Annotated in this window: 14 protein-coding genes; 9 read left to right on the top strand and 5 right to left on the bottom strand. The window is 63.7% G+C overall.

What is annotated here, in order from left to right; genetic code table 11:
* Positions 1-87: 87 nt before the first annotated feature.
* A complete protein-coding gene (locus tag K2Y42_RS13040) occupies positions 88-885 on the bottom strand; it encodes a DUF3108 domain-containing protein (RefSeq protein ID WP_291153107.1) in 798 nt (265 codons plus the stop codon).
* 457 nt (positions 886-1,342) lie between these two features.
* Here K2Y42_RS13040 and rpmB point away from each other — a divergent pair, with 457 nt between their 5' ends.
* Positions 1,343-1,645 (top strand): 50S ribosomal protein L28, encoded by a 303-nt coding sequence (gene rpmB, locus K2Y42_RS13045; RefSeq protein ID WP_291153110.1) that lies wholly within the window; start codon positions 1,343-1,345, stop codon positions 1,643-1,645.
* 86 nt (positions 1,646-1,731) lie between these two features.
* On the opposite strand, the gene K2Y42_RS13050 is transcribed toward rpmB, so the two are convergent.
* Positions 1,732-2,223, bottom strand: coding sequence for a VOC family protein (locus tag K2Y42_RS13050; protein WP_291153113.1), 492 nt, complete (start codon positions 2,221-2,223; stop codon positions 1,732-1,734).
* A 245-nt stretch (positions 2,224-2,468) separates the two neighbouring features.
* Positions 2,469-2,714, bottom strand: a complete 246-nt coding sequence (locus K2Y42_RS13055; RefSeq protein WP_291153116.1) for a GlsB/YeaQ/YmgE family stress response membrane protein — start codon at positions 2,712-2,714, stop codon at positions 2,469-2,471.
* A 144-nt stretch (positions 2,715-2,858) separates the two neighbouring features.
* On the opposite strand from K2Y42_RS13055, the gene ada reads away from it, so the two are divergent.
* Positions 2,859-4,073 (top strand): bifunctional DNA-binding transcriptional regulator/O6-methylguanine-DNA methyltransferase Ada, encoded by a 1,215-nt coding sequence (gene ada / locus K2Y42_RS13060; RefSeq protein ID WP_291153118.1) that lies wholly within the window; start codon positions 2,859-2,861, stop codon positions 4,071-4,073.
* A 295-nt stretch (positions 4,074-4,368) separates the two neighbouring features.
* Here ada and K2Y42_RS13065 read toward each other — a convergent pair whose 3' ends face one another.
* Complete coding sequence (locus K2Y42_RS13065; RefSeq protein WP_291153120.1) at positions 4,369-5,208, bottom strand: N-acyl homoserine lactonase family protein; 840 nt, start codon at positions 5,206-5,208, stop codon at positions 4,369-4,371.
* Positions 5,209-5,299: 91 nt separating this feature from the next.
* On the opposite strand from K2Y42_RS13065, the gene K2Y42_RS13070 reads away from it, so the two are divergent.
* Positions 5,300-5,911, top strand: a complete 612-nt coding sequence (locus K2Y42_RS13070) for a TetR/AcrR family transcriptional regulator (protein ID WP_291153121.1) — start codon at positions 5,300-5,302, stop codon at positions 5,909-5,911.
* A gap of 55 nt (positions 5,912-5,966) precedes the next feature.
* Here the strand turns inward: K2Y42_RS13070 and K2Y42_RS13075 are convergent, their stop codons facing one another.
* The gene (locus K2Y42_RS13075) at positions 5,967-6,818 is read right to left on the bottom strand and encodes an ABC transporter substrate-binding protein (RefSeq protein WP_291153123.1); all 852 of its coding nucleotides are present in this window, start codon (positions 6,816-6,818) and stop codon (positions 5,967-5,969) included.
* A 66-nt stretch (positions 6,819-6,884) separates the two neighbouring features.
* On the opposite strand from K2Y42_RS13075, the gene K2Y42_RS13080 reads away from it, so the two are divergent.
* The 6 genes from K2Y42_RS13080 (at position 6,885) to K2Y42_RS13105 (ending at position 12,870) form a co-directional block, all read left to right on the top strand.
* On the top strand, positions 6,885-7,109 hold the full coding sequence (locus K2Y42_RS13080; protein ID WP_291153126.1) for a helix-turn-helix domain-containing protein: 225 nt from the start codon (positions 6,885-6,887) through the stop codon (positions 7,107-7,109).
* A gap of 399 nt (positions 7,110-7,508) precedes the next feature.
* The gene (locus K2Y42_RS13085) at positions 7,509-9,191 is read left to right on the top strand and encodes a PQQ-dependent methanol/ethanol family dehydrogenase (RefSeq protein WP_291154049.1); all 1,683 of its coding nucleotides are present in this window, start codon (positions 7,509-7,511) and stop codon (positions 9,189-9,191) included.
* Positions 9,192-9,250: 59 nt separating this feature from the next.
* A complete protein-coding gene (locus tag K2Y42_RS13090; RefSeq protein ID WP_291153130.1) occupies positions 9,251-10,123 on the top strand; it encodes a DUF1194 domain-containing protein in 873 nt (290 codons plus the stop codon).
* 192 nt (positions 10,124-10,315) lie between these two features.
* Positions 10,316-10,711 (top strand): VOC family protein, encoded by a 396-nt coding sequence (locus tag K2Y42_RS13095; protein WP_291153133.1) that lies wholly within the window; start codon positions 10,316-10,318, stop codon positions 10,709-10,711.
* A 43-nt stretch (positions 10,712-10,754) separates the two neighbouring features.
* On the top strand, positions 10,755-11,282 hold the full coding sequence (locus K2Y42_RS13100) for a twin-arginine translocation signal domain-containing protein (RefSeq protein WP_291153136.1): 528 nt from the start codon (positions 10,755-10,757) through the stop codon (positions 11,280-11,282).
* 19 nt (positions 11,283-11,301) lie between these two features.
* The gene (locus K2Y42_RS13105; protein WP_291153139.1) at positions 11,302-12,870 is read left to right on the top strand and encodes a GMC family oxidoreductase; all 1,569 of its coding nucleotides are present in this window, start codon (positions 11,302-11,304) and stop codon (positions 12,868-12,870) included.
* Positions 12,871-12,951 lie beyond the last annotated feature (81 nt).

The following is a 12,951-nucleotide window of genomic DNA, read 5'->3' on the forward strand; positions in this document are numbered from 1 at the left end:
GCAAACTGGACATGACAAAAAAGGACGCCGTTGGGCGCCCTTTTTCAAAATCCTGCCTCAGTAGTCGATCGTTCGGCGGCGCGTGACCTACTGCGCCGACGCGAGTTGCCCGTTCGGCACTTCGATGTTGACGCTCTGCAGGTCGATGCGCGCCTGGCCGGCGGCCGTGGGCAGGGTCATCGACTGAGGGATCATCAACTTGGCCGACGGGACCATGCGGAAGGCGATCTCAATGCCGTTCGAGGTGGCAAGCTCGCGGGTTTCTTCCGTGGGCCGATAACCGGCGATCGGCGTGTACTTCACGCGGCAAACGATGGCGGTTTCGCCCTCGATGCCGGCAACGGCTTCCTTACGGGCAAAGCGCAGATCGATGTCGAAGCGCTGTTTGCCGTCGAAAACGGCGACCTTGCGGCCGCACGGCGTGGCCGCGCTGCTGTGGGTGATGACCAGGATCGCGCTCAGGGGATCGACGACGTTCTTAAGGTGCGCGCGCGTCAGCGGCACGGTGTCGGCCGCTTCGATGGTCGTCGGCAGCACGGACAGCGTTTCAAGGCCGTCCTGGCCGAAGCCCATGGAGATCGACCCGTTGCGCACGGAGCTTTCGTAGTTGAAGCGGAAATCTTCAGGCTTGGGCGCCTTGGCCGAAAGCGTGCCGGTGGAGCGCGTTACGCCCTTCCACTTGAAGACTCCAAGCAGAGCCGAGATCTGAACGTCGGTGTCGAGCGTGTAGCTCGTGCGGCTTACGTTCGACTTGAAGTTGAAGTCGCCAAGCTCGAACCCGTTGAGGGAGATCTTGTAGGCAGCCTGCACCTTGGCCGGAGAAATGGCCGGCGCCGATTGCTGCTGGGCCTCCGCCCGGAGCGGCAGTCCCGCTGCGAGGGCCATAGCCCCCAACGCCACACTCAACGCACGGACGCGACGATAAGATACCTGTACCATGACTACTCACTACCCCTCACGCCGGCAGCAACTACCGTTCGACGTGTTAAAGCGGGTTTACGATATCGAACACACGAGGCCAGTTTGACGCCCAAGGTTTAACAAACCCCTCAACGCTGCGCCGGACTGACACGAACCCTCGCCTTATTAATCCCCAAATCTTCTATTCCGTTCCGCGTCTGTAAAATTTCTCTGTGTGCCCCCCAAGCCGCTGGCGCGGCCTCGCCAATCGGCGGCGAAGGATGGACGCACCGCTTGACGCCCTCGCGGCGGCTCGCGTATAGAAGGCGCCAACGGTCCCGCCGATCCTTTCGGCGGGCCATTTTCATTGAATTTCCCCGCGAATTCCGGTCCGCCCTACGGCGTGGATGGGAGCCGGGCGGAGAGGTAAGGATTTTTCGAGATGACGAGGCGCTGCGAGTTGACTGGCAAATTGCCGCTTTCCGGCAATAACAGAAGCCACGCCGAGAACGCCACGCGGCGCAAGTTCCGGCCGAACCTCGTCAACGTGACGCTGATCAGCGACGCGCTTGGCCGCCAGTTCAAGCTGCGCATCACCGCGCACGCTCTCAAGACGGTCGAGCATCGCGGCGGCCTGGACGCGTTCCTCGCCAAGGCCAAGGCCGACGAGCTGTCGCCCGAGTGCCTGAAGCTCAAGCGCGACGTCGCCAAGGCGCTGGCCGAGAAGGCTGCTGCCGCGGCCTAAGGCTCGGCACGGACATCTTAATCGACGAATTCAGATATGCGCCCGCCGGGGAACCGGCGTGGCGCATATTTCGTGTGCGGCAGAGCTCAGCCGGCGGCGGCCAGGTTCGCGAGGTCGAGGCGCGCGGTCGTCATGGCGAGGGCGCCGTCCGCTCGCCGGGGCCATTGGTCCGCCGGCCTGTCCCAGTAGAGTTCGACGCCATTGCCGTCCGGATCGCGCAAGTAGAGCGCTTCGCTGACGCCGTGGTCGCTTGCGCCTTCGAGCGGAATGCCCGCGGCGCCAAGGCGGCGCAACGCGTCCGCCAGGGCGGCCCGTGTCGGATAGACGATTGCGACGTGATAGAGCCCGGTGGTGCCGCGCGGCGGCGGACTTCCGCCCCGGCTTTCCCAGGTGTTCAGCGCGATGTGATGGTGATAGCCGCCGGCCGACAGGAAAACGGCCTCGTTGCCATAGCGCTGCGTGACCTCGAACCCCAGCACGTCGCGATAGAAGGCAAGCGCTCGCTCGAGGTCGGCGACCTTGAGGTGCACGTGGCCGATCCGCGTTCCGGGATCGATGGTTTTAGGCGGCGTCGTCACGAAGATGCTCCTTCCCTCGATTGGTCACCTATAGGTGGCGTTGCGGGGGACAGGGGACAATGGGCGACATGGAACGGGATCGGTGCCGCGCAGACACCGATGTCAGGCGCAGGGTGTAAAGCGACCGGCCCATAGAAAAAGGGCACGGCGCGTGAAGCGCCATGCCCGACGTTGTGTAGCGTTCGCTTGAAAGCCTGTTTCCGTGCTCGCCGCGAGCCTGACCGCGCGCGGCTCAAACGCAGGCTCTAGCGCGCGACCAATCTGATCAGGAAAATCACGATCACGGCGCCGATGGTGGCGTTGATGATGTCGGCGACAAGTCCGCCGCCGATGTGAAGTCCGATCCGCGGCAACAGCCAACCCGCGACGACGGCGCCGACGATGCCGAGTACGATGTCACCGACGAGGCCGAATCCGCCGCCCTTCATGACTTGGCCGGCAAGCCAACCGGCGATGGCGCCGATGATGAGCCAAATGATAATGCCTTCCATGTTCCGCTCCTGGTTTCGACGCGCACGACTGGCACGCTTCCGCGCCGGTTCGTGCCCCTCGGCCGAACCTCTGGCGCCTGGAAGCTGCCCTGAGGTTACGTGTGTTCGCGGCGGCGCGAAACCAGCTTGGTGTGCAGGTGCTCAGTGACAGCCCGCGGGCGCCTCGCGATCGGACGAAGCGCGCACTTTTCCGAGTTCGAGAGCAAGGAGCGGAGTGCGCGGCGGGCCGTCGCCGCCTATCTTGAGGGCATGACAGGATCGAAAACAGCTAAAGCCCGAAAAGCGGGCGTGCTCACTGCAGGCCTGGGGCCCGCATCCGAGGCCGCGTACTGGGCGGCCGTGACCACGCGCGACGGCCGTTTCGACGGCACATTCTATTATTCCGTGGCGACGACCGGCGTCTATTGCCGGCCGTCCTGCGCGGCGCGCCGTGCCAATCGCGAAAACGTCGCGTTTCATGCCACGGCCGCGGACGCGGAGGCGGCCGGGTTCCGCGCCTGCAAACGCTGCAAGCCCGATCAGGTCTCTCTCGGGGCTCAGCACGCCAACACGGTGGCTGATGCCTGCCGGTTCATCGAGGCCGCAGAGACGCCGCCCTCACTGCACGATCTCGCACAGCGGGCGGGCTTCAGTCCGTTTCACTTTCACCGCATCTTCAAAGCTGCCACGGGCGTGACGCCGAAAGCCTACGCAGCGGCGCACCGTCGCAAACGCGTGCGCGATACGCTCTCCCAAAGCCGAACCGTAACTGAGGCCATTCATGACGCGGGTTTCAACTCCAGCGGGCGCTTCTACGCGGATTCCGCCGCGGCGCTCGGCATGACCGCCTCAGACTTTCGCGCCGGCGGGGCCGCAACGGACATGCGCTTCGCCGTCGGCGAATGCTCGCTCGGCGCGATCCTCGTCGCGGCCAGCGCCAAGGGCATCACGGCGATCCTGCTCGGAGACGACGCAGAGGCGCTGGTGCACGATCTCGAGGACCGGTTTCCGAACGCAACGCTGATCGGCGGCGACCGCGCGTTCGAGGACGTCATGGCGAAGGTCGTCGGTCTCGTCGACGCGCCGCGCAGCGGTTTCGATTTGCCGCTCGACCTGCGCGGCACGGCCTTTCAGCACCGCGTGTGGGAGGCGTTGCGGGCCATTCCCGCCGGGACGACCGTGACCTACTCAGAGATTGCCGAGCGGATCGGCATGCCGAAAGCCGTGCGCGCGGTGGCTTCGGCGTGTGCGGCCAACAAGATCGCGATCGCCATTCCCTGTCATCGCGTGGTTCGCAACGACGGATCGCTTTCCGGCTATCGCTGGGGCGTCGAGCGCAAGCGCACACTCATTGCGCGGGAAGCGGAGGGGACGCGCTGACAACGCGGCTTGCGCACAGCCGCTCAACTTGCGCTTTGCACGCCCGGTTCTTCGAGGCCATGGGGGCGGATGGCTCCGAGCAAACGCTGGAGCTGTCCGAGGCATTGTCGTCCGCGACAGACGTTTCCCTCGCCCTCAGGGAGGTCTCGATCGCAGAGATCACCTCGGACAGCTCAAGACGTTTGTCTCGACGCGTTGTCTCGACACCGTGTTGTGGCGCCACGCGGGTCGTCACCACGCGGTGCTCGGTTACGCCGCTGCGCGCGGCGGGGCCGTTCGATCCGCGACTCGCGGATCAAGAAAGAACCGCGTGCTTGGCCAGCCGGGCGGGACCTTCCGGATCGTGTGCCGGCAGAATGACTGTAGGCTCTCTGCCCGCGAACGCCTTGATGGCGCGCAACGTGGCAATCGATAGGCCGGGGTTGTTCGTCACGCCGTCGGGCTTTTCGGCGCGCAGGTTCTTTTCCGAATACGTCGCGTCGCCGGCCAGGAAGTAGGTGACGCCCTCGCCTCTGACGACGACGGACATGTGCCCCTCGCTGTGTCCGGGCGTCGGCACCATGAAAATGCGGCCATCGCGGGTGATGGGATGGATCAGCGGGAACGGACCGTCGGCGCGGGTCCCGGGCACGATCAGGTCGGGCTTGAACCAAATCGGCCAGTGCTGCGGCAGGCAGCCCATCATCTTGCCCTTCAGACCGACCGACGCCTCATAGCTCTCGCGCGGGGCGATGATGCGGTTGTGCGGGAAATGGTCGAGGCCGCCGGTGTGGTCGTGATGGAAGTGCGTGAGGATGACGGCCGCGACGTCGCGCGCAGGATCGACGTTCATCGCCGCGAGCCGCGTGCCGATCTCCTCTGTGGGCGCCACCTTGATCTGCACCTGCTTGGTGAAGAAGGGATTCCACCACGGCAGATAGCCCGGCACGGAATTGCGCCACGTGTCGCCGGTGTCGACGATGAACTTGCCCTCGGGATGCTCGATCAGAAACGACAGGATCGGCAGCGGATCGACCCAGTTCTTGTCGCGGAAGATATCGATCTTGCGGCCGACGCCGCCCCGACCGTCCCGGCCCGTCATCTGAGCCGTCTTCATTCGGGCCTTGCCAGTCTCGATGGGAATAACGCGGATCACAGTCGCCTCCATATCTAGAACGAACGCTCGTTCTAAATAGGCGACATGCTGCCCTCTTGTCAAGAACGAACGTTCGTTCTAGATATGGTTCATGGCAAAACTCTCTGAAGAACAAAAGCTTGCGCGTCGGCTTCAAATTCTGAATGCCGGCTGGAGGTGCTTCGACCGGAACGGTCTGCACGCGACGCGGATGGACGACATCATCGCCGAAGCGGGTCTGTCGGCCGGTGCCGTCTACTCGTATTTCAAGAACAAGGACGACCTGGTCCAGGCCGCCCTGACCACATCCATGCAGGGGCTGGCGCAAACGCTCCGGCCGATCCTCGACAACGAGAGCCCACCTCCGCCCGTCGAGCTGCTCGAGAGTATCGCGGAGGCGATCGAGGCCTTCACCAAGCGCGACGGGTTCGACCTCAAGCGCATCGCGTTGCTGGGGTGGGCCGAAAGCCAGCGCGACCCGAAGCTCAAGGCGGCCATGCAGGCGTTCTATGACGCGTTCCTGGGCCAGCTCGCCGGCTGCGTCACGCGATGGAAGGCGGCCGGTCTCTTCGGCGCGTCAACGGAGGAGGCCCCCCTCGCGCGGGCACTTCTCGCTCTGCTGCTCGGCTACACGGTGCAGGCGGCCGTCATCGGCGGACTGAGCCCCGGCATTCTCCGGGCCGGTGTGGAATTCCTGATCTCTCAGCATCGCGCGAGCCCGTGATCCTGCGGTCACGGCCGCGCTCGGGCACCGTTGCGCTCGGGGGTCACTCGGGAGATCACTCCGGTGCGATGTAGGTCACGCCGTGCCGGGCGAAGATCTCTTTCAGCTCGCCCGATGACTTCAGCGCCTCCAGCGCGTTGCCGACGGCGTAACCGAGATCGCGGCTGTTGTCCTTGACGGCCGTACCGATGAGCCACGTCTTGCGCGCCAAGCCGGGCATCGGCAAATCGATGAACTCGGCCTTCGCTCCCTTGGTGTGCATCACTCCCTCGAGCGAGGACTGCACTTCCAGCATGGCGGCCGTATCGCCCTTCAAGAACTCGTCGACGCCTTTCTCGAGCTTCGTGTAGTGGGCAATGTTGTTGATCAGCTTGCCGTCGGCGTAGCGAAGCAAGAAGTAGTCGGCGACGGTCGAGTATTGCGCGCCGATCTTGTGCTCCAGGAACACATCGAACGTGATCGGCGGCGTGAGCCGCTTCGTATCGATGGCAAGCGCCACGCGCTCCTGGAAATACGCGTTGCTGATCACGGCGAGCGGATTGCGCGCCATCAGATCGCGATCCACGGGGACGTGCATCATGACGTCGCCGACGCCGCCCTCGGAATAAGGCCCTTTCCACACGTTGAACCGGAGGTCGTCGTCGACATCCTCGGCAAACATGCGCGCGACGATCTCGGCCTTCACACCGAGTTCGCGCGCGATTGCGTGGGCGAGATCGACGTCGATGCCGCGAACCTCCTCGCCCGCCATGTAGGAGAACGGCGGATTGTCCCGGTAGACAACGACGCGGAGGACCTTGGCGGCGACCACCTCGTCGAGCGGACGCGCAACGGCCTGATGCACCGGACACAGCATTGTCGCCAGTGCCATGAAGGCCAGCGCGGTCAGGGACGCCCGCAGTGTCACGCGCTTACTCCTCCGGACGAGAGTCGATATAGGCGCGGATCGCCCACATCGCCGCGAATGGCGCTCGTGGCTGGTGAGACCGACAACGTCATCGATGAATCGGTGGTTGCCATGTTCGCGACCAAACCGGCTGTCGCGGCGCCGCAAGAGCAATCCTTGCGCGAACTGCAGCGCACCCAGTTGCGCAGCGTCTACGCGGAGACCGGCGGCAACATCAGCGAGACGGCGCGCCGGCTCGGCGTGTGCCGCAACACCGTCTATCGCGCGCTCGAAGACAACGCCGAGCAATAACCGCCACTCAAAACCTTGCCTGCGATGTTCGACGCGACGCGGATTTGCGCGTTGTGTGCGGATTTGTATTGCGCCGCACGCGCGTTCTCTCACGTAACAGACGTGCTCACACGTGTTCGCATCTTGAGCAGTGTGCGGGTGCGGCAGGGAAAATACCCTAGCTATTCCATGGACATTTCGAACTGGCACGCCGGTTGCGCCTTATCTTCCTTATGCGGCGCCCGTTTGCTGCTGCAGCAATAATCGTAGCCCAGGGAGGAAGAACATATGCAGCGCGTGAGAGATCTCGCACTACAAAACAACACGGTAAATTACTCGGTGAGAGCGTTGCTCGGCGCGAGCGTGTTTGCGCTTGCTACGGCATTGACGACGTCCGCGACCCTCGCAGAGGGCGTGACGATGGACGACCTCGCACAGGATGCGCAGTCGACGAACAACGTTCTGATGAACGGGCTTGGATGGCACGCGCAGCGTTACAGCCCGCTCAAGACCATCAACGCAGAGAACGTGAACCAGTTGGTGCCGGCGTGGGCCATGTCCTTCGGCGGCGAGAAAATGCGCGGCCAGGAAACCCAGCCTCTGGTCGATAACGGCGTCATGTACGTGACGGGTTCCTACAGCCGCATGTGGGCGATCGATACGAAGACCGGCCACCGGCTTTGGGAATACGCGGCGCGGCTTCCGGAAGGTCTGCTGACCTGCTGCGACGTCATCAATCGCGGCGCCGCACTGTTCGGCGACAAGGTCTACTTCATGACGCTCGACGCGAAGGTCGTCGCGCTCGACAAGAAGACCGGCAAGGTCGTCTGGTCCAAGCAGATCGACGATCCGACCTCCGGGCACACGGCAACGGCTGCTCCGCTGATCGTTCCGTCTGCCGCGCACGGGCCACTGATCGTGACCGGCGTTTCAGGCAGTGAGTTCGGCATCGTCGGACGCGTGGAAGCGCGCAAGGTCGACAACGGCGATCTCGTCTGGACGCGCCCGACGATCGAAGGCAACGTCGGCACACTGAACGGCAAGGACTCGACGATGACCGGCAAGGTCAACGAATCGTGGCCGGGCGACATGTGGAAGACGGGCGGCGGCGCGCCGTGGCTCGGCGGCACATATGACCCTGAGACGAAGACGATCTTCATGGGCGTCGGCAACCCCGGCCCCTGGAACAGCCACACGCGTCCGGGTGACAACAAGTGGGGCTGCTCGCGCATCGCGATCGACCCGGAAACCGGCGAGATCAAGTGGGGCTATCAGACGACGCCTCACGACGGCTGGGACTACGACGGCACCAACGAAGTCGTCTCGTTCGAGATGGACGGCAAGAAGGTTGCAGCGACTGCCGACCGCAACGGCTTCTTCTACATTCTCGACCGCGAGAACGGCAAGTTCATGAACGCCTATCCGTTCGTCGAGAAGATCAACTGGGCGAAGGGCATCGACAAGAACGGCCGTCCGATCTTCGACGACAACTTCCGGCCTTCCGATCCCGCCAAGTCGGCGGACGGCAAGAAGGGCAGCTCCGTCTTCACGATCCCGAGCTTCCTTGGCGGCAAGAACTGGATGCCGATGGCCTACAACAAGGACACGGAGCTGTTCTATATCCCCTCGAACGAGTGGGGCATGGATCTGTGGAACGAGCCGATCACCTACAAGAAGGGCGCTGCGTACCTTGGCGCCGGCTTCACGATCAAACCGATTTTCGAAGATCACATCGGCGCATTGAAGGCGCTCGATCCGAGGACCGGCAAGATCGTCTGGTCGATCAAGAACAAGGCCCCGCTCTGGGGTGGCGTGCTGACGACCGCCGGCGGCCTGGTGTTCTACGGAACGCCTGAGGGCTTCCTGAAGGCCGTCAACGCAAAGACCGGCGAGGAGGTCTGGCAGTTCAACACCGGATCGGGAATCGTCGGCTCGCCCGTGACGTGGGAAGAAGATGGCGAGCAGTTCGTCGCCGTCGTGTCCGGCTGGGGCGGCGCCGTTCCTCTGTGGGGCGGTGAAGTCGCCAAATCCACCCAGGGCATCCCGCAGGGCGCCATGACGTGGACGTTCAAGCTTCTGAAGAACAAGACCGCCTCGAAATAACACGTCGTTTCAATGCAGCGGCCCGGGCAATCCCCGGGCCGCTTTTTTCGAGAGCGCACATGATTCCGCCACTGCGAGGACGAGACGCTCGTGCGCTCGGCGTGTCGCTGTTGCTTGCGACATGGATTGGACTGTTGGCCAACGGGCTCCCGTCCGCCCGCGCGGGCTTGGGCCTGCAAGCCGACGTCGCGCTGATCGTTGCGGTCGATGTTTCGCAGTCGGTCGATCAAGAGCGCTACCGGCTCCAGATGGAAGGCATCGCGCAGGCGCTCGAAGATCCTGGCGTGATCTCGGCAATCTTGAACGGCGCCAACGGAAATATCCTGATCACGATGATCGCCTGGGCGGATTCGGCAACTCCCGTGCTCGATTGGACGCGCATATCCTCGAAGGCCGACGCCTACAACGTCGCCGCGCTTGTCCGCCGCCTGCCGCACAAGGGCGGCGAGTTCACCTGCATGGCGCGCATGCTGCGCGGCGTGGCGCTGCGCGTCATCCCGGACATTCCCGTCAAGGCGAACCGCGTCGTGCTCGACGTCTCCGGAGACGGCATCGACAATTGCAGCGATCGCGACGCGCTCCACGAAGAGCGTGACCGGGTTCTCGCGCTCTCGGCAACGATCAACGGTTTGCCGATCATCGTTCCCGGCGAGAATGAAACCGTCGGCTCCGGCGCCTATCGCGCCCCGGGGTTTGGCCTGCGCGAACTCTCGCGACAGCCCGACAAGGAAACAACGACGCTCGACCAGTGGTTCACGGATCATGTCATCGGCGGGCCGGGTGCGTTCCTCATGGCGGCGCAGGGGTACGCCGATTTCGGCCGCGCGCTCCGGCAGAAGTTCGTGACGGAAATCAGCGACGCGACGTGTGCGCCGGCGATGCCGCGCTGCGTCATGCTCACAAAAGAACGGCGCGTCGCGGGTGGTGTGTAGTTTGTGAACACAAGGCGGGCGCGCGCGGCTCCGGAACGTGTTGTGGCGCTAGGAATTCCGCGGTTGGCACGGGCGTTGCGTTCCAGTGAACTCAGCACCTGTCCGTATGCGGCGACACGCAGACGACCGGAGCGCAGACGTTTGCATCGCAGTATCGCCGCAACGGCGAAGGCATTTCGGGCAGGTCACCACATGGCGAAGATCATCCACAGCATGATCCGGGTACTCGAAGAACAGAGATCCATCACGTTCTACCGCACGGCTTTTGGTCTGGATGTCGCCGATCGCTACCCGTTCGACGGGTTCACGCTGATCTACCTGCGCAACCCCGAAACCGATTTCGAACTCGAGCTGACCGTCAATCACGATCGCGACACGCCCTACGCCCTTGGCGAGGGATACGGACATATGGCCGTCGTGGTTCAGGATCTCGACGGCGAACACAAGCGCATCACGTCCGGCGGCATCGCGGCGACCCCGATCAAGGAGTTCTTTCGCGATGGGGCGCTGATGGCCCGCTTCTTCTTCGTGACCGATCCGGACGGATACAAGATCGAAGTTTTACAGAAGCACGGCCGGTTTCAATAAGCGGCAGCAAACATAACAAAAACGGCACTGAACGGGAGGGAACATGCGGATCATCGACAAAGTCACCCGGGTAGACCGGCGCGGCTTCCTCAAGACGACTGCCGGCGCGGCGGCAATTGCCGCGATCGCGCCCGCGACAAGCGGCTCAGCGCTTGCCGGGCCGCTTTCAACCGTGTCCGCGGATGGAGCCGCCACGCTCGTCAAGATGGCGCGCGATATCTATCCGCACGATCGCCTCGCGGATTCGTTCTACCGGACCGCCGTCACCACCATCGATGCCGATGTGGTGGCGAGTAAATCTGCGACGCTGCTCTCCGACGGCGTCAAGGCGCTCGACGAAGCCGCTCAGAAGTTGAAGGGCACGCGCTACGTCGACATCGCGGACGAAAGCGATCGCCTCGCCGCGTTGCGGACGATCGAGGGCAGCGCCTTCTTCGCAAAGATGCGCGGGAGCCTCGTCACCGCTCTCTACAATCAGAAAGAGCTCTGGCCGAAGCTTGGCTACGAAGGGTCCTCGTTCGACAAGGGCGGGTACATCGAGCGCGGCTTCAACGACATCGACTGGCTGTAAGAAGAAGGGGTGCAGTTCTATGGCTAAGTTCGATTTGACGGACGACAGCGTCGTTGTCGTGATTGGGTCCGGCGCCGGCGGCGGCACGCTCTCCAACGAGCTCGCGCAAAAGGGCATCAACGTCGTCTGCCTCGAGGCGGGCGGCCGCTATGAGAATTCCGATTTCATCAACGACGAGTGGGACAGCTTCGCCCAGCTCGCCTGGGCGGACATGCGCACGACGTCCGGCTCGTGGCGCGTGGCAAAAGACTTTCCGAACCTGCCTGCCTGGATCGTGAAAGCCGTTGGCGGATCGACGACGCACTGGGCCGGTGCTTCGCTGCGCTTCCAGGATCATGAGTGGAAGGCGCGCACCACGTACGGCGACGTGAAGGGCGCGGCCCTGATCGACTGGCCGATCGACGGCGCCGAGATGGCGCCTTGGTATGCCAAGGCCGAAGACAAGATGGGCACGACCGGAACGAACGGCATTCCGCGGCTGCCCGGCAACAACAACTTCAAGGTGCTTCACGCCGGCGCGACCAAGATCGGCTACAAGGAAGTGCACACCGGCAATATGTCGATCAACAGCCAGCCCCGGGATGACCGGACAAGCTGCCACCAGCTCGGCTTCTGCTTCCAGGGCTGCAAGATGGGCGCGAAATGGTCGACGCTCTACACCGAGATCCCGAAGGGTGAGCAGACCGGCCACCTGGAAGTGCGACCCAATTCGCAGGTCCTGCAAATCGAGCACAACGCCAAGGGAAAAGTCACGGGCGTCGTGTATGCCGACAAGGAAGGCAAGCTGCAACGGCAGGCCGCGCGCCTCATCGCGGTGGCGGGAAACTCGATCGAAAGCCCGCGTCTGCTGCTGAACTCTCACAGCACCATGTTCCCGGACGGCCTAGCCAACGGCTCGGGGCACGTCGGCAAGCACTACATGCGCCACACCACGGGATCGGTGTACGCCGTGTTCGACAAGCCGGTGCATATGTATCGCGGCACGACGATGGCCGGCATCGTCAAGGATGAAGCCCGTTTCGATCCGACGCGCGGGTTCGTCGGCGGTTACGAGATGGAAACTCTGTCGCTCGGCGTGCCGTTCATGGCGGCCTTCCTCAATCCCGGCGCGTGGGGCCGCGACTTCACCTGGTTCCTCGACCGCTACGATCACATGGCGGGGCTTTGGATCGTGGGCGAAGACATGCCGCAAGAGTCGAACCGCATCACGCTCAGCCCCGACAAGAAGGATGCCTTCGGTATGCCCGTCGCGAACGTGCATTTCGATGATCACCCGAACGACGTCGCCATGCGCACGCACGCCTATAAGCAGGGTGCCGCGATCTACGACGCGGTCGGCGCGCTCAAGACGTTCGCGACGCCGCCGTATCCCTCGACGCACAACCTCGGCTCAAATCGCATGAGCGAAAAGCCGGCGGATGGCGTCGTGAATAAGTGGGGGCAGACCCACGAGGTGAAGAACCTGTTTGTGTCCGACGGCAGCCAGTTTACCAGCGGCGCGTCGGAGAATCCGACCTTGACCATCGTGGCTCTGGCGATCCGCCAGGCCCATCACGTCGCGGAGCTGATGGCCAAGAACGAGGTCTAGCTCCTTCCGCGGTGCAACGCGCGCGTTGCCCGCGGCCGTCTCACCACAGCATCGAAACGGATGAACGGCCGCTTGGCTGTT

The organism is Hyphomicrobium sp. (assembly GCF_019744875.1).
Lineage (GTDB): Bacteria > Pseudomonadota > Alphaproteobacteria > Rhizobiales > Hyphomicrobiaceae > Hyphomicrobium_C.

Bases quoted from the DNA above. Each gene is read 5' to 3' on its own strand.
- rpmB (WP_291153110.1), top strand. From the start codon at position 1,343: ATGACGAGGCGCTGCGAGTTGACTGGCAAATTGCCGCTTTCCGGCAAT.
- K2Y42_RS13090 (WP_291153130.1), top strand. From the start codon at position 9,251: ATGATTCCGCCACTGCGAGGACGAGACGCTCGTGCGCTCGGCGTGTCG.
- K2Y42_RS13055 (WP_291153116.1), bottom strand. From the start codon at position 2,714: ATGGAAGGCATTATCATTTGGCTCATCATCGGCGCCATCGCCGGTTGG.
- K2Y42_RS13085 (WP_291154049.1), top strand. From the start codon at position 7,509: ATGGACGACCTCGCACAGGATGCGCAGTCGACGAACAACGTTCTGATG.
- K2Y42_RS13105 (WP_291153139.1), top strand. From the start codon at position 11,302: ATGGCTAAGTTCGATTTGACGGACGACAGCGTCGTTGTCGTGATTGGG.
- K2Y42_RS13070 (WP_291153121.1), top strand. From the start codon at position 5,300: ATGGCAAAACTCTCTGAAGAACAAAAGCTTGCGCGTCGGCTTCAAATT.
- K2Y42_RS13095 (WP_291153133.1), top strand. From the start codon at position 10,316: ATGGCGAAGATCATCCACAGCATGATCCGGGTACTCGAAGAACAGAGA.
- K2Y42_RS13040 (WP_291153107.1), bottom strand. From the start codon at position 885: ATGGCCCTCGCAGCGGGACTGCCGCTCCGGGCGGAGGCCCAGCAGCAA.
- K2Y42_RS13100 (WP_291153136.1), top strand. From the start codon at position 10,755: ATGCGGATCATCGACAAAGTCACCCGGGTAGACCGGCGCGGCTTCCTC.